At 42.8% G+C, this 22,008-nt stretch carries 14 protein-coding genes; 5 read left to right on the forward strand and 9 right to left on the reverse strand.

Annotated elements, in window-relative coordinates:
* Window positions 1-46 precede the first annotated feature (46 nt).
* Window positions 47-967: a DUF58 domain-containing protein gene (locus LJ658_RS03165; RefSeq protein WP_230545010.1), complete on the reverse strand. Its 921-nt coding sequence runs from the start codon at window positions 965-967 to the stop codon at window positions 47-49.
* Between the two features lie 130 nt (window positions 968-1,097).
* Window positions 1,098-1,418 carry a thioredoxin gene (trxA, locus tag LJ658_RS03170; RefSeq protein WP_214071573.1) on the reverse strand — a complete coding sequence of 107 codons (321 nt, stop codon included), beginning with the start codon at window positions 1,416-1,418 and terminating at the stop codon, window positions 1,098-1,100.
* A gap of 319 nt (window positions 1,419-1,737) precedes the next feature.
* Between trxA and LJ658_RS03175 the strand changes: the two genes are divergently transcribed.
* The gene (locus tag LJ658_RS03175; RefSeq protein WP_230545012.1) at window positions 1,738-2,511 is read left to right on the forward strand and encodes an ABC transporter ATP-binding protein; all 774 of its coding nucleotides are present in this window, start codon (window positions 1,738-1,740) and stop codon (window positions 2,509-2,511) included.
* Between the two features lie 5 nt (window positions 2,512-2,516).
* Window positions 2,517-4,199, forward strand: coding sequence for a hypothetical protein (locus LJ658_RS03180; RefSeq protein WP_230545013.1), 1,683 nt, complete (start codon window positions 2,517-2,519; stop codon window positions 4,197-4,199).
* Window positions 4,200-4,284: 85 nt separating this feature from the next.
* Here the strand turns inward: LJ658_RS03180 and dnaE are convergent, their stop codons facing one another.
* Window positions 4,285-7,863 carry a DNA polymerase III subunit alpha gene (dnaE, locus tag LJ658_RS03185; protein ID WP_230545017.1) on the reverse strand — a complete coding sequence of 1,193 codons (3,579 nt, stop codon included), beginning with the start codon at window positions 7,861-7,863 and terminating at the stop codon, window positions 4,285-4,287.
* Between the two features lie 223 nt (window positions 7,864-8,086).
* Between dnaE and LJ658_RS03190 the strand changes: the two genes are divergently transcribed.
* Together LJ658_RS03190 and LJ658_RS03195 are read left to right on the forward strand one after the other, a co-directional pair.
* The gene (locus LJ658_RS03190; protein WP_230545019.1) at window positions 8,087-13,240 is read left to right on the forward strand and encodes a translocation/assembly module TamB domain-containing protein; all 5,154 of its coding nucleotides are present in this window, start codon (window positions 8,087-8,089) and stop codon (window positions 13,238-13,240) included.
* Between the two features lie 3 nt (window positions 13,241-13,243).
* The gene (locus LJ658_RS03195) at window positions 13,244-15,544 is read left to right on the forward strand and encodes a BamA/TamA family outer membrane protein (protein WP_230545021.1); all 2,301 of its coding nucleotides are present in this window, start codon (window positions 13,244-13,246) and stop codon (window positions 15,542-15,544) included.
* Window positions 15,545-15,587: 43 nt separating this feature from the next.
* Here the strand turns inward: LJ658_RS03195 and LJ658_RS03200 are convergent, their stop codons facing one another.
* From LJ658_RS03200 to LJ658_RS03210, 3 genes are all read right to left on the reverse strand, one after another.
* The gene (locus LJ658_RS03200; protein ID WP_230545022.1) at window positions 15,588-16,289 is read right to left on the reverse strand and encodes a hypothetical protein; all 702 of its coding nucleotides are present in this window, start codon (window positions 16,287-16,289) and stop codon (window positions 15,588-15,590) included.
* Window positions 16,290-16,324: 35 nt separating this feature from the next.
* On the reverse strand, window positions 16,325-17,194 hold the full coding sequence (locus LJ658_RS03205) for a hypothetical protein (RefSeq protein ID WP_230545024.1): 870 nt from the start codon (window positions 17,192-17,194) through the stop codon (window positions 16,325-16,327).
* An 85-nt stretch (window positions 17,195-17,279) separates the two neighbouring features.
* Window positions 17,280-17,618: a PadR family transcriptional regulator gene (locus tag LJ658_RS03210; protein ID WP_230545026.1), complete on the reverse strand. Its 339-nt coding sequence runs from the start codon at window positions 17,616-17,618 to the stop codon at window positions 17,280-17,282.
* Between the two features lie 156 nt (window positions 17,619-17,774).
* Here LJ658_RS03210 and LJ658_RS03215 point away from each other — a divergent pair, with 156 nt between their 5' ends.
* Window positions 17,775-19,220: a PQQ-dependent sugar dehydrogenase gene (locus LJ658_RS03215; protein ID WP_230545027.1), complete on the forward strand. Its 1,446-nt coding sequence runs from the start codon at window positions 17,775-17,777 to the stop codon at window positions 19,218-19,220.
* A gap of 45 nt (window positions 19,221-19,265) precedes the next feature.
* On the opposite strand, the gene LJ658_RS03220 is transcribed toward LJ658_RS03215, so the two are convergent.
* From LJ658_RS03220 to gyrB, 3 genes are all read right to left on the reverse strand, one after another.
* On the reverse strand, window positions 19,266-19,673 hold the full coding sequence (locus LJ658_RS03220) for a trans-aconitate 2-methyltransferase (RefSeq protein ID WP_370632940.1): 408 nt from the start codon (window positions 19,671-19,673) through the stop codon (window positions 19,266-19,268).
* Window positions 19,670-19,867, reverse strand: coding sequence for a hypothetical protein (locus LJ658_RS03225; RefSeq protein ID WP_230545029.1), 198 nt, complete (start codon window positions 19,865-19,867; stop codon window positions 19,670-19,672). The genes LJ658_RS03220 and LJ658_RS03225 overlap by 4 nt, the downstream gene beginning before the upstream one ends.
* Before the next feature lie 132 nt (window positions 19,868-19,999).
* Window positions 20,000-21,958, reverse strand: a complete 1,959-nt coding sequence (gyrB, locus tag LJ658_RS03230; RefSeq protein ID WP_230545030.1) for a DNA topoisomerase (ATP-hydrolyzing) subunit B — start codon at window positions 21,956-21,958, stop codon at window positions 20,000-20,002.
* Window positions 21,959-22,008: the final 50 nt, after the last annotated feature.

The raw sequence follows: 22,008 nt of genomic DNA on the forward strand, positions 1-22,008 counted from the left end.
GGTTTTAACCACGCACCCCATTAACCATTAAGCTAATGATTATACGTTAAATCATGCTGTTTCGTTTGATGAGATATGATTTTAAGATGTTATAATAGCCGTCCTGTATAGCAGCGTCAACCATATCAATATGGTATTGCGCGCATTTAAGCTCCAACTGATGCTTGTAATGGTTTAAAGAGGTTTGGTAAGCCCCGCGTATTTTACCGGGATGCACCTTTACTTCGTGACCGCTTTCCATGTCGATAAAATGGTGCGGGCGGTTATCAAAATTAAAATCGAGTTCTTTTTGTTTATCGTTTACATTAAATATCACCACCTCGTGCTTGTTATATTTTAAATGCTGAATAGCGGCAAATAACGCCTGCATTTTTTCAGAATCCAAATTATTCTCCAACATATCGCTGAATATAATGACTAACGACCGCTGGTGGATCTGCTCGGCTACATGATGTAGTACACTGGTTATGTTGGTTGTTGTATTTATTTTAGGATTACTGTATAGTTTTTCAAGCTCGGCATACAGGTAAAACAAATGGCTTGAGGTTGATTTTACCGGGCTTATCCAGTCAACCTGTTCAGAAAACAGGCCCAGCGCAAAAGCATCACGCTGTTTTTTAAACAGGTACATTAATGACGCTATGGCGTATATAGAAAATTGCAGCTTATCCATCCCTTTGTCAGGGAAATTCATTGACGACGAGGTATCCAACAGCAAATAGCAGCGCAGGTTGGTTTCTTCTTCAAATTGCTTAACGAATAATTTCTCGGTACGGGCCATCAGCTTCCAGTCGATATTTTTAACCGACTCACCGTTGTTGTACAGCCGGTGTTCAGCAAACTCAACCGAAAAACCGTGGAAAGGGCTTTGGTGCAAACCGGTGATAAAGCCCTCAACCACCTGGCGGGCCAATAACTCCAAATTGGCTAAATGCCTTATTTGCTGATCATCATTTAGTTGCGACATACCGATTCAACAAAACCACCAGTGTGTATCAATAATACATCCCGCCGGCTTCATTACCACTAAAGTACAAATTATATAAATGAAAAAAGCGTTACAAATTGTAACGCTTTTTTAAACTTTAATATGCTGGTTAAGCCAGTTGCTTATCTAATTTACCGGCCAAAACTGATTTTGGAACAGCACCTATTTGTTTGTCTACGATCTCGCCGTTTTTAAAGTATAATAAGGCAGGGATATTGCGGATACCATATTTTACAGAGATACCAGGGTTGTTATCAACATTTACTTTGCCTACAACTGCTGTATCTGCATATTCTTTTGATATTTCTTCAACTACCGGGCCAACCATTCTACAAGGGCCGCACCATTCTGCCCAAAAGTCTACCAATACGGGTTTATCTGATTTAAGCACAAGCTCCTCAAAGTTTGCGTCTGTTATTTCTAAAGCCATGTTCTTTTATTTATTGTTATACAAATATATAGTATTCAAATTGCTTGCCACGAATGCTGACCTGACAATCTGACAAAGAAATTACTAACAATGCTACTATTTATACACTTTGATTTTGGGGTGACAATAAATTACTGTTTACAGTTCTCATTTTTAAAAATGAATACCCCTTTGCTTCAATGTGAACACCTGTTTTTACTAAAATAGACGGCGGAAAAATAATGTGACCGTTTCTTTCAGTGTAAACGCTATAAAAAATTGCAATCTATTAATTTTCATTCCTAAAAATTGTAATTTACAGTCGTTTTAAAAACACCTCATGAACGACCAGCCTATCATCCAGATAAAAAACTTAAGCAAGTTTTACGACAGCAAACAGGTTCTCAAAAATCTGTCTATTGACATTTTCCCGGGACAGGTGATCGGTTATATCGGGCCCAATGGCGCCGGTAAATCAACCACCGTAAAAATACTGACCGGCCTGATCCCCGAATTTACAGGTGAGGTAATTGTTGATGGGATGAACCTGGCAGAAAATCCGCAGGAGATAAAAAAATTGATAGGCTATGTACCCGAAAATGCCGAGATCTATGATGTGCTCACGCCCATGGAGTATCTCGACTTTATTGGTAAGCTATACGGCATGCAGGAGCCGGTACTTAGCGAGCGCGTAGTTAAGCTGGTAACGGCCTTTGGCCTGGGCGCCAATATTAATGACCGCATGGACACTTTCTCTAAAGGCATGAAACAAAAAGTGTTATTAATCGCAGGGATCATTAACAATCCAAAGATCCTGATATTGGACGAGCCGCTGTCCGGCCTTGATGCAAATGCGGTAATTTTGGTTAAGGAGCTCATCACCCGTTTATCAAAAGAAGGGAAAACCATTTTCTACTGCTCGCACATGATGGATGTAGTTGAAAAAGTATCAGACAGGATCCTGCTGATTAATAAAGGCGAGATCATTGCCGATGGCACATTCGAGTCTTTAAAACAAAATTACAGCGATACATTGGAGCAGATCTTTTCAAAACTTACCGGCCGCGAAGAATCCGGAGTTGAAACGGACGCTATTATTAACGCGTTTGAATAAGGCCGATGGATAAGCTTTTACTAAAACTGGTTGGGCTGTTAAACCCGCTGCTCGAGAAAACCGGTGTTGATGTTATGCAACTGCATGAAATTTTACGCATAAAGTTGCTGATAGATAACCGCAGGCCCAAGGCCGTATTTACCAGCCGCAAGGCTAAATCAGGTAAGGTGCAAAGTTCATTCCTGGCAAATTTCCTGATCGTTGTTATGGGATGCGTTATGGGCGCTTTGTTGTTTATTTCAAACAAGCCGCTGGTTGGGCAAACGCTCTACTTTTCTATTTTTATGGTGATGATGGCGTTAACGCTCATATCAGACTTTACCAGCGTTTTAATTGATACCCGCGACCAGTTTATCATCGCCCCGCGACCGGTTAACGACCGTACAGTAGCCATGGCCCGCTTTTTACATATTACACTTTACATAACCCGGATAGCGCTGTACCAGGGTTTACCCGGCATATTATTAATTGCCTTTATTGATGGCCTGCCTGCCATACCGTTATTTTTTCTTCAGGTTATTGAGGCTACTTTATTAAGTGTATTATTGGTTAACCTGGTTTATTTTATCCTGATAAAACTGGTGAGCCCGCAAAAATTTAAGGACATCATCAATTACATACAAATAACTTTCTCTATAACCATATTTGCTATTTACTACCTGGTACCCAGGCTAATCAATATATCTACCATTAAAAATGTTGATGTGCTAAGCCATAAATGGACCTGCCTGCTGCCACCTGTTTGGATAGCCAGTTTAAATGAAGCTATATTTCATGCCGGCCGCATTAACTTTACGGTTATTGCATTGGCCGTTATTGGTTTGATCTTCCCTATCACCGGTATCTGGTTCGTGGCAAAAGTGCTGGCACCCGGCTTTAACCGAAAACTGGCTATTGTAAGTACGGCCGATGGTGACAGCGGCGTCACCAACAAAACCTATAAAACTGATTTCAGGGATAAACTGGCCAACCTGGTTGCGCCGGATGCCATTGAAAATGCGGGCTTTAAAATAACCTGGAAACTGGCGGCCCGCACACGCGAGTTTAAAATGAAGGTTTTCCCGGCCTTTGCTTATGTGCCTATTTATTTTTTATACTTCGCATTTAACGGAAAGGGAGAAACTATTGCTGATAAATATGAACGGATGCAGCATAATACCACCTATATCTTCCTGATCTATCTGACTACGTTTGTACTGTCGTCTATTTTGCAAAATGTATCACAGTCTGCTAAATATAAATCTGCATGGGTTTATTATACACTGCCGATTGATCAGCCCGGTAAAATATTAGCCGGTATGTATAAAGCCATTATAGTGATCTACTTTTTACCTTATTGCCTGATTATAAGTATGGCAATGCTGTTTATATGGGGGCCGTCAACCATTAATGATGTTATACTGGCGTTTACCGTGAGCACTATTTATGGTATGCTGATGGCGCTCTTTATGGTAAAGGGCCTGCCTTTTTCAAAACCGATAATGGTAAAAGCCGGTGGCGGCAAAATGATCATATCTTTTGTGATACTGGGACTTGTTGCCGCTTTAGGTTTTGGGCACGTATTTATCGCGAAATGGGAGAATGTGGTATGGCTGCTAATTATACCTATGTTATTGATTAACTGGATAATGTTTAACCAGTATAAAAAGCAAACCTGGGATGCTATTGAACTGGCGGATGTAGATTAACCGCAGCTGTCATTTCGGGCAGTAGTGAGAAATCCATACACCGGTTACTTTGAAGTGCAGGGACCTCTCACCAATTTTTAATAAGTTAATTCAGCACCGCAGCGCTGTTGGTCACATTCAAAATATCCGCCATTAAATCATCGCTTGGGTTTACCTTATAGGTTTTTGATGGCATTTCAACCAGCATCGCTTCGTCACGGATCTTAAACCTCAGGGTACAGTTCTTCATTGGGTACTTTTGGTTATTGGTTTCAATAACGTCCTGGATATTATTTAAAAGCTGATCGTTTAAATTATGCAGCTCCAGGTATACAGTTAATGATTTGGTAAGCTTATCGCGCATTTCTGACAGCAGGCTCATGGTGGCTATCCGCAGGTCCCAGTTATCTTTCTGACGAAACTTCTCTTCTATGGTTCCTTTGATGTGCAGAAAATAACCGTCAACCATCAGGTTCCTGAATTTCACATAGTCCTCGCCAAACATCGCAAACTCGTACGATTCGTTGTAATCCTCCAACACGAAGGTTCCAAATGGTTTACCGGTTTTGGTCATTTTATGCTGTACGTTGCTAACCAGGCCGCCAATGCAAATCTCGCCCCTTTTACGCAACTGTGCAAACGCTGCCATCACTTCTTCGCCCCCCTCGCCCGACCGCGCCTTTTGCATATTCTTTAACTCGCTGATGGTGGTATTGCAATACTTTTCCATCTCCAGCTTGTAATTGTCCAAAGGGTGCCCGGTTAAATAAATCCCGATAACTTCTTTTTCGTATTTCAACTTCTCAATCAGCGGCCACTCTTCAGCCTCGGGCATTGGTGGCTCGGGGATATAAGAGGCCACTGATCCGCCGAATAACGACGACTGCGTGGTGCTCTGTGTATTCTGATAATCGTTAGCATATTTTATCAGGCGTTCAACGCCGGTTAATAAGCCGTTTTCCGTTTTAGCAAAAAACTGCGCCCGATTTATCCCGAACTCATCAAAGGCGCCGCCATAAACCAGATTCTCGTACGACTTGCGGTTAACGCTGCGCGTGTTTGACCGTTGTGCAAAATCGTATACAGATTTATAAGGGCCGCGCTCTGCACGCTCCTCAATAATGCTTTCAACCGCTTTATCACCTACGCCCTTAACACCGGTTAAGCCAAAACGGATCACTCCTTTTTTGTTGGCAGTAAATGCCATATCGCTCTCGTTAATATCAGGTCCCAAAACTTCGACACCCATACGGCGGCATTCTTCCATAAAGAAGGTGATCTTCTCCATGTTGTTCTGGTTATTTAATACTGCGGCCATATACTCTGCCGGGTAATGTGCTTTCAGATAGGCGGTTTGGTAAGCCACAAAAGCATAGCAGGTAGAGTGTGATTTATTGAACGCATACTGGGCAAACGCCTTCCAGTCGTTCCAAACCTTGGTTAGCTTATCTTTGGGATGGCCCTTTGCTATGGCGCCATCCATAAACTGGGCCTCCATTTTGTTCAATACCTCAATTTGCTTTTTACCCATGGCCTTACGCAAAACGTCGGCATCGCCTTTGCTAAAGCCAGCCAGCTTTTGTGATAAAAGCATCACCTGCTCCTGGTATACGGTGATACCATAAGTTTCGCCCAGGTATTCTTCCATATCCGGTAAATCAAACGCTACAGGTTCATAACCGTGTTTACGTTTGATAAAGGATGGTATATATTCTATCGGCCCCGGCCGGTACAGGGCATTCATGGCTATTAAGTCTTCAAACTTATCGGGCTTCAGATCGCGCAGATACATTTGCATCCCGTCGCTTTCAAACTGGAATGTGCCGTTGGTATCACCGCGTTGGTAAAGCTCAAAAGTTAGCTGGTCATCCAGCGGGATATAATCTATATCAATGTGTACCCCGTGGTTCTGTTTGATCAGCCTCAATGCGTCTTTAAGGATGGTAAGGGTTTTAAGCCCTAAAAAGTCCATCTTGATAACCCCTGCATCTTCAATTACCCGGCCGTCATACTGGGTAACCAACAGGTCAGAGTCCTTTGCCGTAGCAACCGGAACAATATCTGTCAAATCATAGGGGGCAATGATAATACCTGCCGCATGCACCCCGGTATTACGTACAGAGCCTTCCAGCTTTTCGGCCTCACGCAATACAATCCCTTTTAAATCGGTTGATTTATAAATAACCTGTAGCTCGGGCACCTGCTCAATAGCCTGTTTTAAATTGATCCCCAGGGTATCGGGCACCAGTTTTTTAAGCGCGGTAACATCAGACAAAGGCATGTCCAGTACCCGGCCCACATCCTGTATACTTGTACGGGCTGCCATGGAGCCATAAGTAATAATTTGCGCTACCTGGTTCTTACCATATTTTTCAACTACGTAGTCTATCACCTTCTGGCGGCCCGCATCGTCAAAATCAGTATCAATATCCGGCATCGATTTACGATCAGGATTCAAAAATCTCTCAAAAAGGAGATTATATTTCAACGGGTCGATATTGGTGATGCCAGTGCAATAAGCCACCACCGACCCCGCTGCCGACCCGCGGCCCGGACCAATAAACACACCTATATCACGGCCATGTTTAATAAAGTCGGCCACAATTAAAAAGTAGCCGGCAAAGCCCATGGTACGTATAGTAAACAGCTCGAAATTTATCCGTTCTTCAACCTCGGGCGTAATATCTTTATAACGCTCCTTAGCGCCCGTAAACGTTAAATGTTTTAAATATTCCCACTGGTTAAGCGTATCCGCGTCGGCAGTTTTGTGGATCTTAAATTCATCCGGGATAACGAAGTTGGGCAGCAGGATATCGCGTTTCAATTTAAGCACTTCTACCTTGTCAACAATTTCGTTGGTATTATCCAACGACTCGGGCAGGTCATGAAACAGTTTGCCCATTTCTTCCTGTGTCTTGAAATAAAACTGATCATTAGGGAAACCAAAACGATAGCCCTTACCGCCCTCTTCATCAGTGGCAATCGGCGTGCTTTGCATATCGCCGGTATTTACGCATAATAAAATATCGTGCGCATTCGAGTCCTGCTGATCCACATAATGCGAATCGTTAGAACAAATCACTTTTACATTATATTTTTTAGCGTATTTAAGCAGGGTATTATTTATAATCTCCTGCTCATGGATCTCGTGGCGTTGCAGCTCGATGTAATAGTCCTCACCAAAAAGGTCAAGCCACCATTTAAATTCGGCTTCGGCCTCTTCAGGTGTTCCCTTTAAAATGGTTTGCGGTACCGACGCGCCAATACAGCAGGTAGTGGCAATTAATCCCTTATGATGTTTTAATATCAGTTCCTTATCAATACGCGGCCATTTACTGTAAAGGCCCTCCATATAACCGTATGAGCATAGCTTAACCAGGTTTTTATACCCTTCGGGGTTTTTTGCCAGGAATAGCTGGTGGCGTCGTACGTCTTTCTTCTCTTTAGTGAATTGTTTCTTATGTCTGTCCTCCACTACGTAAAACTCGCAGCCAACAATTGGCTTGATGTTATGCTTACCGGCCTCGGCCACAAACTTAAATACACCAAACATGTTACCATGGTCGGTAATAGCCAGGGCCTTCATTCCATCTGCCGCCGCTTTCTTATATAATTTTGAGATATCAGCGGCACCGTCAAGTAATGAAAACTGGGTATGTACGTGTAAGTGCGAAAAATCGGGCATCGTAATTTATGGATTTTGAATAAATACAAATCTACCAAAAAAACAAGTTTGGATAAGCGTTGTTGAAAAATTGAACCTCGACCCAACCCGGCGTCAAAAGAGGGGCATATTAAGGTAAATTAGCTATGGTAAGCCCCCGCCCACCTGCTGAGGGCTGGGGGTGAGGCATACTATTTGATTATATAACAACTATAACAACTTAACCTTTGAAATTAATATAAAATTGGGACGATTTGGACGTATAGCTTTAAAAACCATTCTTTGGATAATTGCAAGTGTAATCTTTCTGGTTTTACTTGTAGTAATTTTAATACAGGTGCCCGCCGTACAAAACCTGGTAAAAGACAAAGCGGTAACTTTTTTACAAAATAAAATTCATACTAAAGTTGAAATTGGCCACATAAGCCTGGGGCTGCCCAAGCTGCTGGTTTTAGAAAATGTTTATTTTGAAGATCAGAAAAAAGACACACTTATAGCAGGCGATAAACTAAAGGTTGACATCAGTATGTTACAGTTGTTGCATCATAAAGTTGAGATCAATGAGCTTAACCTGCAGGGCATAACCGCAAAAATTAACCGTGGCAAAGACAGTGTTTTTAATTTTGATTATATACTGAAAGCCTTTGCAGGCGAACAGAAAAAAGAAGTTAAGCCTACCGATACCACGTCGACCATGAAATTCACGATGGATAAAATTGTCCTCGACCGGATCAATGTATCCTATAAAGATCTGACCACCGGAAATGACGTTAAATTTCTGCTGGGCCATTTTGATACCCGTATCAAGGATTTTGATATGGACAAAATGAAATTTACAATCCCCAAGATCAACCTGTCGGGGGTTAATGCCCGTATAATACAAACGCCCATGGGGTCGTCAATTGCGCAGGCCGCCAAAATTGATACCGCTGTAAAGCCCTTAAATATGGATCTTAGCCTGGGCACCATTGATGTATCAAAAATATATGTGGTTTATCGTAGCGGCGAAATGGCAGCCAATATAAACCTGAGCAAATTTTTGGTGGAGATGGATAAGATCGACCTGAAAAACCAAAAGGCAGGTATTAAAAGCATTGCTTTAAATGATACCAAAGCAGCGCTGACTTTTGCCAAACCGCAAACCGTTAAAAAGGCGGTTGTTAAAGCCATCAAGAAATTAGACACGCTGACATCAAACCCCAATAAAAAAGGCTGGATTGCAACACTGGGCAAAATTACGCTGGTTAATGATGACCTGAAATTTGATAACGAGGCACAGGCACCAATGGCCAGGGGCCTGGATTTCGCGCACATGCATATCCGTAATTTGAATGCCGACGCTGAAAACATCGCTTACAGTCCGGAAACGTTGTCGGGTAATATCAATTCATTTACCTTTACTGAAAAAAGCGGATTAGCAATCAACAGGTTCCACACCAAATTTTTCTACGGGCCAACCAGCGCTTATTTAAATGACCTGCTGGTTGAAACACCGCAAACCATCATACAAAAGCAGGTACATGTTAGTTATCCATCTATTGCGGCTATAACCAAAAATATTGGCCTGTTACATGTTAATGCCAATGTTGACGGCACCAGGATCAATTTAAAAGATGTTTTATTGCTGATGCCCGCCATGGCCGGTATGGAGCCCTTTAAGCATTCCCCAAACTCGGTATTTTTAATTAATGGAAAAGTTGACGGACAGGTTAATAACCTAAATATCCCTTACCTGGAAATTCGCGGTTTACACAATACCCACATCAAGGCCTCGGCCAGGTTAAAGGGGCTGCCGGATCTGAACAAGGCTTATTTTGACGTAAACATTGCCGACTTTAACACCAGCGCCGCCGATATAGCCAAGCTGGTTCCCGCCGGTACAATCCCGGCCTCAATCAGTATCCCGGCAAGCATGAACCTTAAAGGTAATTTTAAGGGCGGCATGCGTAATTTCAACACTAAATTAAATTTGCGGTCGACCTATGGAGCTGCAGACCTGACCGCGTCGATGAAAAACGGCAGCAGCAAAACCGGGGCGGTTTATGCCGTCAATATAAAAGCAAACAATTTAAACGTAGGTGCCTTTACCAAACAGCCGCAAATGGTAGGTATGGTAACACTTTCTGCAAATATTAAGGGCCGGGGGCTTGATCCTAAAACGGCCAGCCTGCAGTTTAACGGCACAGTAAACAAAGCTTACGTTAAAGGTTATAATTATCAGAACCTGCAACTTAAAGGTACGGCTGCCAACGGTAATTATACCGTGGTTTCGCGCATGAGAGATGCCAATATCAGTTTTACGCTGAATGCCAAAGCTAACCTGAACAAAAAATATCCATCAATAAAAGCTAATTTAATGCTGGATAGCATCAACCTTAAAAATCTGCATCTTACCGCGTCAACTTTACGGCTTCATGGTAAAGTGGTTGCAGATATACCAACCGCCGACCCGGATTATTTGAATGCCAACATTAAAGTGACTGATTTATTGGTAGTAGATAGTGCCCGGCGCGTTCGTATTGATAGCATCAGCCTGGTCTCTACCGCTACTGCCGACAGCAGCACCCTGCGTTTAAAAACACCGTTCTTAAACGCGCGTATGGGCGGCAAGTATAAACTAACACAAGTTGCACCCGCCATGCAGGATCTGATCAGCAAATATTTTGATACCAATTTGGGTAAGGCAGCGCCTAAAACCAAACCGGCCTACTCGCCGCAACAATTTACTTTTGCCTTGCGGATAATGAAAACCCCGTTGCTCACCCAGTTTATGCCGGCGCTTAAACAGTTAGACCCGGTTAATATTACGGGCCGCTTCAACAGCGCCACCGGCGAATTTGTGGTAAATGGCACCATGCCTAAAATAGTTTACGGTACCGAAATAATAAACAATGGCAAGCTGGCTATCAACACCGGCAATAACGCGCTTAACTATAGTTTAACGGTTGATGAAGTTAAAATGTCCTCCTCATTGGATCTGCTTTTCCCGAGCGTAAGCGGCAGCGCCCAAAACAACAAGTTAAATATTAACGTACAGGTGCGCGATGCCGCAAAGAAAGAACGCTACCGCATGGCCGGCATATTTAGCGTACTGCCTAACGAATACCAGTTCAGCTTTCTGCAAGACGGGGTAATGTTTAATTATATACCCTGGGCAGTTAATGCAGATAATGCCCTGCAATTTGGCAGCAAAGGTATCCTGGCGCGCAACTTTACCATTACCAACAATAACCAGGTATTAAGCGTAAACAGCAGCTCGAACGCGTATAACTCGCCCATAACGGTTAGCTTCCGCGACTTCCATATTGAAACTTTAACCCGGATGGCCCAACAGGATTCTTTACAGGTTGGCGGTGTTATTAACGGCGAGGCCAATATCAGCGATTTTCAGAAATCAATGAAGTTCACCACTGCTTTAAACATCAATGATTTTAGTTTTAAAGGCGATACCGTAGGAAATATCGCCCTAAAAGTTAACAATCAAACAGAAAATGCCTACGCCGCCAACATGAGCATAACCGGCAAGGGCAACCAGGTAGACCTGCAGGGAATATATTATACCAGCCCCGAAAGCAAGTTTGATCTGAACCTGAATATTGTTAAACTAAACATGAAGAGTATTGAGGGCTTTAGCTTTGGCAGCATCCGCAATGCCAAAGGTATTGTAACGGGCCAGCTGCACATAACCGGCACAACTGCCACACCCGTCGTCCGCGGCGATGTTAACTTTAACCAGGTTGGGTTTAATGTTACCATGCTTAACTCCTACTTCACCATGCCTAAAGAAACCATTACCTTTAATGAAGATGGCATATTGTTCAGAGATTTTACCCTGGTTGATTCGACCGGCAATAAAGCTATTGTAACGGGCACGCTGTATACTAAAACCTTTACCGACTTTAAATTTGGCATTGATATTAATGCAACCAATTTCAGGGCGGTTAACTCTACCCAGGCGGATAATAAATTATTTTATGGTAAGCTTTATATAGATACCAAAATACAGATCCGCGGCACCCAAAATTCACCGCGCGTTGATGCCAATTTAACCGTGAATGATAAAACCGATATGACTTTTGTCTTACCCCAAAATGATCCTGGTATTGAAGACCGGAAGGGCGTGGTAGAGGTTATTAATGAAAATGCACCAAAGTTAGATTCAATCATGCTGGCTAAGCGGCTTGACTCGCTTAAACAAACCAGTTTGAGCGGTTTAGATGTTAACGCCACCATCAATATTAATAAGGCGGCTAAATTCACCATTGTGATTGATGAGCGTAATGGCGATGTTGTACAGCTACAGGGCGAAGCCCGCTTAAACGGCGGCATTGACCCAAGCGGCAAAACCAGCTTAACCGGTACCTATACCGTCGAAGATGGCTCGTATAACCTGGCTTATGCCACTGTAAAACGTAAATTCAATTTCAAAAAAGGCAGCTCGATTACCTGGACCGGCGACCCTACCACGGCCAACATAAATCTGACCGCCATTTATGTAGCCAATGTACCGCCTATTGATTTGGTGAACCAGCAGGATGATGGCAGCACCAGCTCGACCATGCTTAAGCAAAAGCTGCCGTTTAATGTACTGCTTAATTTAAATAACCAGCTATTAAAGCCGGATATTACTTTTGACATTGTACTGCCCGACAACAATTACACGGTATCGCCTGATGTAATCAGCAACGTAAACACCCGGCTGGCACAGATACGCCAGGATCCTAACGAGATGAATAAACAAGTGCTGGGCGTATTGGTGCTGGGACACTTTATTGGTGATAATCCGTTACAGAGCCAGGGGGGCGGCACCGGCATTAACGGCGCTATACGTAACAGCGTAAGCGGCCTGCTGTCAGACCAGTTAAATAAACTGGCCGGTAACCTGATAGGCGGAGTACAGTTAAGCTTCGATTTAACGTCGGGCGCTGATTATTCATCAGGTGTTCAGCAAAACCGGACAGATTTGAATGTAGGCCTGTCCAAACAATTCCTTAATGACAGGTTAACTGTTACAATAGGCAACAACTTTAACCTGGAGGGACAAAATCAGCCGGGGCAAAAAACCACGGATATAGCCGGTAATTTATCCGTAAACTATAAGCTAACAGCCGACGGCCGTTACATGATCCGCGCTTACCGCCGCGACGAATTTATTGTGGTTGAGGGGCAGGTTATTGAAACCGGCGTAGGTTTCTCTTTAACCTATGAGTATAATCGCTTTAAAGAGCTGTTTCGTAAAAAATCACAACGGGACAAACAGTTGTTAAAAGAGTATAACGATAAGCAAAAAGAACAAAAGAAAGAGCAGAAAGCCGCTGATAAGCAACACGATGACCAGGTAGCCCCTGTAGTACAACCAGCTGATAAACCTGCCGAACAAAAACAAACATCAAACTAACCAATGGCCAAACTTAGATATATACTTATTATTTTATTTGCCGCTTTTTTAAGCGCCTGCAGCACCACTAAATACCTGGGGCCTGGGCAAAAGCTATACACCGGCGGCCAAATAAAAATCACCGATAAGCAAAACTCTAAAAAGGGCGACATTAAAGCCATCACTGCCGATCTGGGATCATTATTGCGCCCGGCGCCTAATTCAACCATATTGGGCCTGCGTTATAAGCTATGGATATACGATAAAACCCGGACCAATAAGGTTAGGGGGCTAAGACATTATTTAAATACCCATTTTGGCGAGCCGCCTGTTTTAATAAGTTCTGTTGATTTAGTGAAGAACAGCAGCATTTTACAAAACAGGCTGCAAAACAAAGGCTATTTTTTAGCGGAGGTAAGCGGCGATACGGTCAGCAAGAAAAAATCAAAGCTGGCTAAGGCGGTTTATACCGTACAAACGGGTCCGGCCTATCATTATCGCCAAATTACTTTTCCTGCTGATAAAGACGACCTGGATACCGCCGTTGCAGGTACGGCCAAAGAGAGTTTGTTAAGAGTTGGAGACCGGTACGACCTTGATGTAATAAAAAATGAGCGCATCCGTATAGATGCGAAGTTGAAAGAAAAAGGGTTCTTCTATTTCTCGCCTGATAACCTGATCATGCGGTATGACAGCACCAAAGCCAACCATACCATTGACATGTTTGTGAAGGTTAAAGAAACCACGCCCGACCAGGCGCGATGGATCTACTCTATCCGTAATATCTATGTTTATCCTAAATACTCCTTAAGGGATACTTCACTTAAATTAGATTCAGCCGAGCATTATGCCTGGTATAATGTGATCGATCCGAAGAAAACTGTACGGCCATTTATATTTAAAAATACCGTATTACTGCATCCGAATGATATTTATAACCGCACTGCGCATAATAACAGCCTTAACCGCTTTATTGAATTGGGCCCGTTTAGCTTTGTGAAAAACCGTTTTGAGGACGTTACCCCCGACTCGCCGAAGCTGGACATCTATTATTTCCTGACGCAGGCTAAACGAAAATCACTCACCGCCGAAATTGTAGCGCGCCAAACCTCGGCCAATTATGACGGTACGCAGTTTAACCTTACTTTCAGAAACAAAAATACTTTTAAAGGCGGCGAACTATTCACCGTTAATTTCTTTACCAGTACGGATAAGCAGTTTGGCAGCTATAATAACGGTTTCAACGTTTTCCAGTTTGGGGTAAAACCGTCTATAAGCTGGCCCAGGATTGTTGGACCAATTGATATTAAAACAAATAACGCTTATATCCCCCGCACCATTCTTACTGCCGGCTATACACTTATTGACCGTACAAAGCTATACCGGCTAAACTCGTTTGATGCAGCTTTTGGCTACCAATGGAAACCAAACTTGCATAAGCAGCACATGCTTAATTTAATTGAGTTAACCTATGTTGACGCCGCCAACGTAAGCCAGCTTTACCAGGATAGTATCCGTAAAACGCGTAACCCCACTTTAACCCACGTTATTAATAACCAGCTTACTTTTGGCCCAAGCTATAGCTATACCTTTGATAACTCGACCGAGGAATTCAGGACCAATAGCATTTACTATAAGGGTAAGGTAAGCCTGTCCGGAAACTTATATGGTATCATTAGCGGCGCCGACACCTTAAACGGAAAAGTAAGGAAGATTTTTGGCACGCCGTTTAATCAGTATGTTAAAGTTGAGAACGACCTGAGATATTTCTATAAACTTTGGCCGGGTGCCAAAATAGCCAGCCGTATGCAGGTTGATGTTGGTTTACCGTATGGTAATTCAACCATTTTACCGTATAGCCAGCAATTTTTTATCGGCGGGCCCAATAGTTTGCGGGGGTTCCAGGCCAGGTCAATTGGCCCGGGTTCATACTATCCGCCGGGATCAGTAACCAATGGCACTCAGTTTTTGCCTGATGAATCAGGAGATATTAAACTGGAAGCAAATATTGAATACCGGCAAAAACTGATTAGCATAGTTGAGGGCGCGCTGTTTGCCGACGCGGGTAATATCTGGTTAATGAAGAGCCATTATGGCTTGCCGGGCGCCGCGTTTAGCAAAAGCTTCCTGAGCCAGGTAGCTGCCGACGCCGGTTTTGGCCTGCGCTTCGACCTCTCGGTATTGATATTACGTACTGATTTTGGTTTCCCGCTGATCAAGCCAAAATCAAACAATACCGGTATTATAGACGGTGTAGACTATACAGGGTCAGGCTGGCACGGTTCAAACATGGTGTTTAATTTGGCTATCGGGTATCCGTTTTAATTAATGAGGAATTTAAATTATGAAGGAGGAGTTAAGCCCTTTTTTAACTTGTTACCATTCCGGTTTTAAATTCGTCGCGATATAATTTTACCAGCGAAAATAAATGTATTACCCATATCATAGAAATGGTTGTTCCTATAAAAAGTGCAAAATTGCTATGTAAATAAGCCTCCTTTGTGGGGTAACCTAACATTTCTTGTAAAATAAAACTTATCAAAATAACAATTGGTCGCAGAAGCACCATATTAATTATAAAGAAACCATAAATTAACCATCTGAAACCACTATCACGTATGGATGCTTTTGTATCTCCATATTTTTTACCCAGGCTAAAGCTTCTAATAGAAATAAGTATAACAGGTACAAATATCACAATTAAAGCAAAAATTCCTTGTGCAATTAAAGCGTAGCGGCTTCTTTGTAAAAAGAAAATAATAGCCAAAATCACAATTGTATATCCAAGCAGCGGAGGTTTAAGCCATTCTATCGCGTTATGCCAATATTGCGCTTTCACTTCCGCATCAACTGCTGATCTGCAGTCAACCTCCATGTTGAGCATATTGATGCTGCCGCCAAAATCTTCGTCGATAATTTGGTAAACGGTACTTTCAAAAAATGGTTGCGCCTCTTTATGTTCTAAGGCCAGCAGAATGTGGTCATATACTTCATCATACGTTTCGCGGTATGTCAAAGCTTGGTACAGGTATTCCTGTAACCACTGTTTTTCTTGTGCGGTGGGTTTCATTGGTTTATAATTGTGATAAGGTTTAGGTTATGTTTTTAATTGATAATCATATTGGTTTTAAACTCGCTGCGATACAGCTCGATCACAGCAAAAACATTGATGATCATTAATACCAAAACACCCGTAGCAATACCATAAATTATGTTAACTGGTATAAATTTTTCGGTAGCCCAATGTTCTTGTTTAAACCCATATCTTGTAATCAGATCACTTGCCACCAGTACTATAAATAACCGCATAGAAATGAGATTCCACAGAAAAGGCGTTCTCCGGAGACCGTCACCTTGCGGCGTTTTATCTTTTCCATATTTATGATTTAACTTAAATCGTCTGATAGCAAACCAAACCAATAAGAAAGTTAAAAGTATGCCTACAGTCATACCAATAGTATCATTTAGCATAAACAAGTATTTTGTGGCCTGCTGAGCAATCTGGGAAGTAACAAGAAATTTCAAAAGAACATGATCTGAAGTAAACGCCAGTCTTCTAAAAACTTCATCTTTGATAGATGTTTTGTTCTCGCCATACTTATAGCCTAACTGCGCCGCCCTTACAGAACAAATAATGGTAGGTAAAATAACTAACAATACAAAAAGCAATAATAACGCACCACCTGTTTTAACGTTAGGAAGCTGCAAATAAAATAACCCAATAAACATAGCAGCGGTAACAATAACCAGCGGAGGAACAAACCAGCGCTTAAAATTATTACGAAACCGGGCTTGGGCTGTAGCTTCAACAGCTCGCCTGCAGTTTTCTTCAAGCACTAACAGTCCGTTGTTACCACCAAAGTCTTTTTCCAGTATGTCCAAAACGACAGTCGCAAAATATTGCTGCTCGGGGTGGTTTTCTATCGCAAGCAGCATGTGATCATAAACCTCTTCATAGGTTTCGCGATACATCATTACCTTGCGCAGGTAATCTTTTAGCCATTGCTTTTGTTCGGCGGTTGGTGTCATTGGTTTAGGTATTTACTTTAAATTCATTACTTCATTTAACAGCGGGCTTAAGGCTCAATAAAGTTTGCAGTTGGTCAATAAAAGCTTCGGCCTCGGTTACTTTATTGGTAACTTCTTTACCGCCCTGTTCGGTTAAGCGGTAGTACTTGCGTACCCGGTTATCCACTATTTGGGTAAAGGTTTCTAAAAAGCCGTCGGCTTCCAGCTTATGTAAGGCAGGATATAAAGCGCCTTCGGTCAGCAGGACATCGCCTGCCGAAATCTCTTTTACCTTTTGGGTAATTTCATAGCCATACATCTCTGTATGGTCTTCCAGCAATTTTAAAATAACAGTTTGAAGGGTGCCTTTCAGTAACGGATTAGTGCTCATATAACAACAAATATATAAATATTTATATACCTAACAAACTTAGGTATATAAATTTAAAAGTAATTAATTGAGATAAAAACAGTTTTAAAAATATCCCGGTTTTTTATTACTTTGACAATCATTTATTGAAACCCACGGCACCAGCTGTCCCCTGACATGAAAAAATTAAAATGGTTATTGGCATTTTGCTTTGCCGCGTTTATTTTAAGTGCTTTTGTTACCGGTAAAAAAAGCAATACTATTATTGCTGCCGATGATACAACCGGTTATAAAATTGATACGCTTGCCCGCGATTTAGTGGTGCCATGGCAGCTTGTTTTTTTACCGGATAACAGCCTGCTTTTTACCGAGCGCAACGGCAAACTGAGAATTTACCGGAATGGCCATTTGGTGAATAAACCGGTTTATATCATCAATGATATACCGCAACGTAACAAAACAGGATTATTAGGGCTTGTGCTGCATCCTGATTTTATTCATAACCATTTTGTTTATATGGCTAACAACTATTGGCTGGGCGCCCGTATGCGATTGCAGGTAGTGCGTTATGAGTTTAGGAATGATACGCTGTTGAAACCTTTTTTAATAACGGAGGATATCCATGCCAATCAAAACCATACCGGTTGCCGTTTGGTTTTTGGGCCTGATAAGAAACTATACATCACTACCGGCGATGCTGACGAAGCGATTTTAGCGCAGGACCTGAAAACGCTTAACGGCAAAATATTAAGGCTGAATGATGATGGAACCATCCCGACAGACAATCCGTTTTTTAATAACGATACCGCCCGCAAAGAGATCTGGAGCTATGGCCACCGTAACCCGCAGGGACTGGTATTTGAGCCGGGCACCAATACATTATTCGACTCTGAACACGGCCCCACCGGCGGCGACGAGATCAATATCATTAAACAAGGCATGAACTATGGCTGGCCCATCATCCACCACCAGTTAACCCGTGAGGGCATGCTATCGCCACTGGCCGAGTTTACGCCATCCATCGGCCCAAGTGAAGCAATGTTTTATAAAGGCGATAAGTTTCCGCAGTTAAAAGGCAAACTACTGGTGGCCTGCCTGCGTGGCGAATCCATTTTAAAGGTAACACTGGATCATGACAAGATCATTAACCAGGAAGTATTGTTAAAGAAGCAATATGGCCGCATCCGTTCACTGGTAACCGGGCCCGATGGTTATATCTATTTTTCCACCTCCCAGGTCGACCCTGCCGAAGGACAGCCGCGGCCGGATTATGACATGATCCTGCGCATGCGCCCGTCTGGCAGTAAGGGCAATTTATTGTCCACGCAAAAAATTGAAGCCAACACGGTTGCACAAATGGTTACGGTAAAAATGACTACCCCGATGCTGATCCAGCAAATGTGCGCGAGCTGTCACGGCGAGAATTTGAAAGGAACTGATAAAGGCGTGAACCTGGTTACCGTCGCCTTAAAACATGGCAGTACTAAACAGTCTATCATCAATACCATAACCAATGGGGTGTTAGATAAAGGTATGCCGGCGTGGAATGGCGCTATAAGTAAGGTGGATATTGATAAGATAGCTGGTTATATTATTGCGAAAAGGAAAGCGATTAAGGAGTAATTTAGGTTCGTCCTTATAAGGATACTATGTATTATTAGCTTGTGACTACCCGATATACCTCGCCATCCAAACAGTAGCACCGCACTCTTTGTCATCGACGACGTGTTTTATAACTTCAAAATTGTAGGCTTTTAGCAAATCTTCATACTCGGCAGTATCTAGGGATCCATGGAATACATGTTCGCCCCCATTAATCCCCCAGGCTTCGCCATGCGCTGTGCCGGAAGTAAAAAGTAAAATACCATTTGGGCTAAGGTGCTGTGCAAAAACTACAAACATAGCCGGCTGATCTTCGGCGGCCAAATGGAAGAAGCTGTTCCAGGCTATTATAGCGTCGAACTTTCTATCTAACTTAAGCTCGCGCATATCCTGCAAAATAAATTCGGTTTCGGGGAAGTTTGTTTTGGCGATACCTAAGATCTCGCTACTGGCATCGACACCTGTGACTTTTATTTTTTATCCAGGAGATATTTCAATATCGGTTTACCGGTTCCACAACCTAAATCAAGTATAGTACCGTCAGCCGGTAACCGCGATATAAGTTCGTCCAGGTATTTTTTCTCCGTTAAACGGGTATATCGGTTGGCGGCAAACCAGGCGGCTATCTTGTCATATACTTTATAAACGTTTTGTCTTTCGCCTTGCATCCATCAAATATAAACTATAAGCGCTTCATTACCGTGGTTGTTGTAAAACGAAAAAGCCGTCCCGACATATGTCGGGACGGCTTTTATACTACAAATCCGAAATCGAAATTCGGAAATCCTAAATCCTAAATCCTAAGTATCTATCCTTGCGTACTTAGCGTTTTTCTCAATAAATGCACGGCGCGGAGCAACCTCGTCGCCCATCAGCATAGAGAAGGTATGGTCGCACTCGGCGGCATTTTCAATACTGGCTTGTTTTAAGGTACGGCGGGCCGGGTCCATGGTAGTTTCCCATAACTGCTCGGCGTTCATCTCACCCAAACCTTTGTAACGTTGTACGTGTACACTATCTTCTTTACCGGCGCCTTTTAGTTTCTGAATAGCGGCGTCACGCTGATCTTCTGTCCAGCAATATTCAAACTCCTTACCTTTTTTTACCTGGTAAAGCGGTGGCGACGCGATATAAACGTAACCGGCTTCAATCAGTTCCTTCATATAGCGGAAAAAGAAAGTAAGGATCAGTGTAGTAATGTGCGATCCGTCAACGTCCGCATCCGTCATGATCACAATTTTATGATAACGCAGCTTGGTTAAGTTTAACGCTTTATCGTCTTCAGGTGTACCGCGGCTTACACCCAGGCCGGTAAACATGTTTTTTATCTCTTCGTTCTCGTAGATCTTGTGCTCCATGGCTTTTTCTACGTTAAGTATTTTACCCCTTAACGGCAATATAGCCTGAAACTCGCGGTCGCGGCCCTGCTTGGCAGTACCACCCGCCGAGTCACCTTCGACAAGGTATAACTCGCATAACGCCGGATCACTGTTGGCACAATCGGATAATTTACCCGGTAGGCCAGATCCACCCATTACACTTTTACGCTGCACCATTTCGCGCGCCTTGCGGGCGGCGGCACGGGCTGTAGCGGCCAGTATAACTTTGTTTACGATCATACGTGCTTCTTTAGGATGCTCTTCCAGGTAATTACCTAAAATTTCACCAACCGCCATATCAACGGCACCCATAACCTCGTTGTTACCCAACTTACCTTTGGTTTGCCCTTCAAATTGCGGCTCCTGCACTTTTACCGAAATTACGGCGGTTAATCCCTCACGGAAATCATCACCGGTAATTTCAATCTTCATATTTTTAAGCAAGCCTTCTTTATCGGCGTAGCTTTTTAATGTACGGGTTAACCCTCTCCTGAAACCGGCAACGTGGGTACCACCCTCAATTGTATTGATGTTGTTTACGTAGGAGTGTACGTTTTCTGAATAGGTATCATTATACTGCAAAGCCAGCTCAACCGGGATACCCTGTTTAATGCCATCCAGGTAAATAGGCTCAGGAATAATTGCGGTACGGGTACCATCCAAAAACTTAACAAATTCGCTTAATCCGCCGGTCGAATAAAACTCTTCCATCGGGAAGCTTCCATCCTCTTCGGGCTCGCGCTCATCAGTTAACGTTAAACGGATACCTTTATTTAAATAGGCCAGTTCGCGCAGGCGGGCAGCCAGGGTATCAAATTTATATTCGGTTGTTAAGGTAAATATTTCCGGATCGGGCTGGAAGGTCTGGGTGGTACCTGTACGGTCTGATACACCAATTTCCTTAACCTCAAACAAAGGTTTACCTTGTGAGTATTCCTGTGTAAAAATTTTTCCATCGCGTTCAACAACCGTTTTCATATGGGTTGATAACGCGTTAACGCAACTTACACCCACACCGTGCAAACCACCGGATACCTTGTAAGTGTCTTTATCAAACTTGCCACCGGCGTGCAAAACGGTCATTACAATTTGCAGTGCCGATACCTGCTCTTTAGTAGTAATACCGGTTGGTATACCACGGCCGTTATCAACAACAGTAATTGAGTTGCCTTTATGGATAGTAACGTTTATTGTATCGCAGTAGCCGGCAAGTGCCTCATCTATAGAGTTATCTACAACTTCGTATACCAAATGGTGGAGGCCCTTTACACCTGTATCACCAATGTACATGGACGGGCGCTTACGCACCGCTTCCAAACCTTCTAAAACCTGTATATTATCTGCTGAGTAATTCGATTTATCTATATTTTCTTCGCTCATATTTTGGTTAAAACAATAACTCACAAAAATACTCATTTTGCCGCAATTAA

Source organism: Mucilaginibacter sp. UR6-11 (genome assembly GCF_020880695.1).
Lineage (GTDB): Bacteria > Bacteroidota > Bacteroidia > Sphingobacteriales > Sphingobacteriaceae > Mucilaginibacter.

Excerpts from the sequence above, each read along its gene's own strand:
- LJ658_RS03195 (WP_230545021.1), top strand. The coding sequence starts at position 13,244 with ATGGCCAAACTTAGATATATACTTATTATTTTATTTGCCGCTTTTTTA.
- LJ658_RS03205 (WP_230545024.1), bottom strand. The coding sequence starts at position 17,194 with ATGATGTATCGCGAAACCTATGAAGAGGTTTATGATCACATGCTGCTT.
- gyrB (WP_230545030.1), bottom strand. The coding sequence starts at position 21,958 with ATGAGCGAAGAAAATATAGATAAATCGAATTACTCAGCAGATAATATA.
- LJ658_RS03225 (WP_230545029.1), bottom strand. The coding sequence starts at position 19,867 with ATGCAAGGCGAAAGACAAAACGTTTATAAAGTATATGACAAGATAGCC.
- LJ658_RS03180 (WP_230545013.1), top strand. The coding sequence starts at position 2,517 with ATGGATAAGCTTTTACTAAAACTGGTTGGGCTGTTAAACCCGCTGCTC.
- LJ658_RS03200 (WP_230545022.1), bottom strand. The coding sequence starts at position 16,289 with ATGAAACCCACCGCACAAGAAAAACAGTGGTTACAGGAATACCTGTAC.
- LJ658_RS03165 (WP_230545010.1), bottom strand. The coding sequence starts at position 967 with ATGTCGCAACTAAATGATGATCAGCAAATAAGGCATTTAGCCAATTTG.
- trxA (WP_214071573.1), bottom strand. The coding sequence starts at position 1,418 with ATGGCTTTAGAAATAACAGACGCAAACTTTGAGGAGCTTGTGCTTAAA.
- LJ658_RS03215 (WP_230545027.1), top strand. The coding sequence starts at position 17,775 with ATGAAAAAATTAAAATGGTTATTGGCATTTTGCTTTGCCGCGTTTATT.
- dnaE (WP_230545017.1), bottom strand. The coding sequence starts at position 7,863 with ATGCCCGATTTTTCGCACTTACACGTACATACCCAGTTTTCATTACTT.
- LJ658_RS03175 (WP_230545012.1), top strand. The coding sequence starts at position 1,738 with ATGAACGACCAGCCTATCATCCAGATAAAAAACTTAAGCAAGTTTTAC.
- LJ658_RS03210 (WP_230545026.1), bottom strand. The coding sequence starts at position 17,618 with ATGAGCACTAATCCGTTACTGAAAGGCACCCTTCAAACTGTTATTTTA.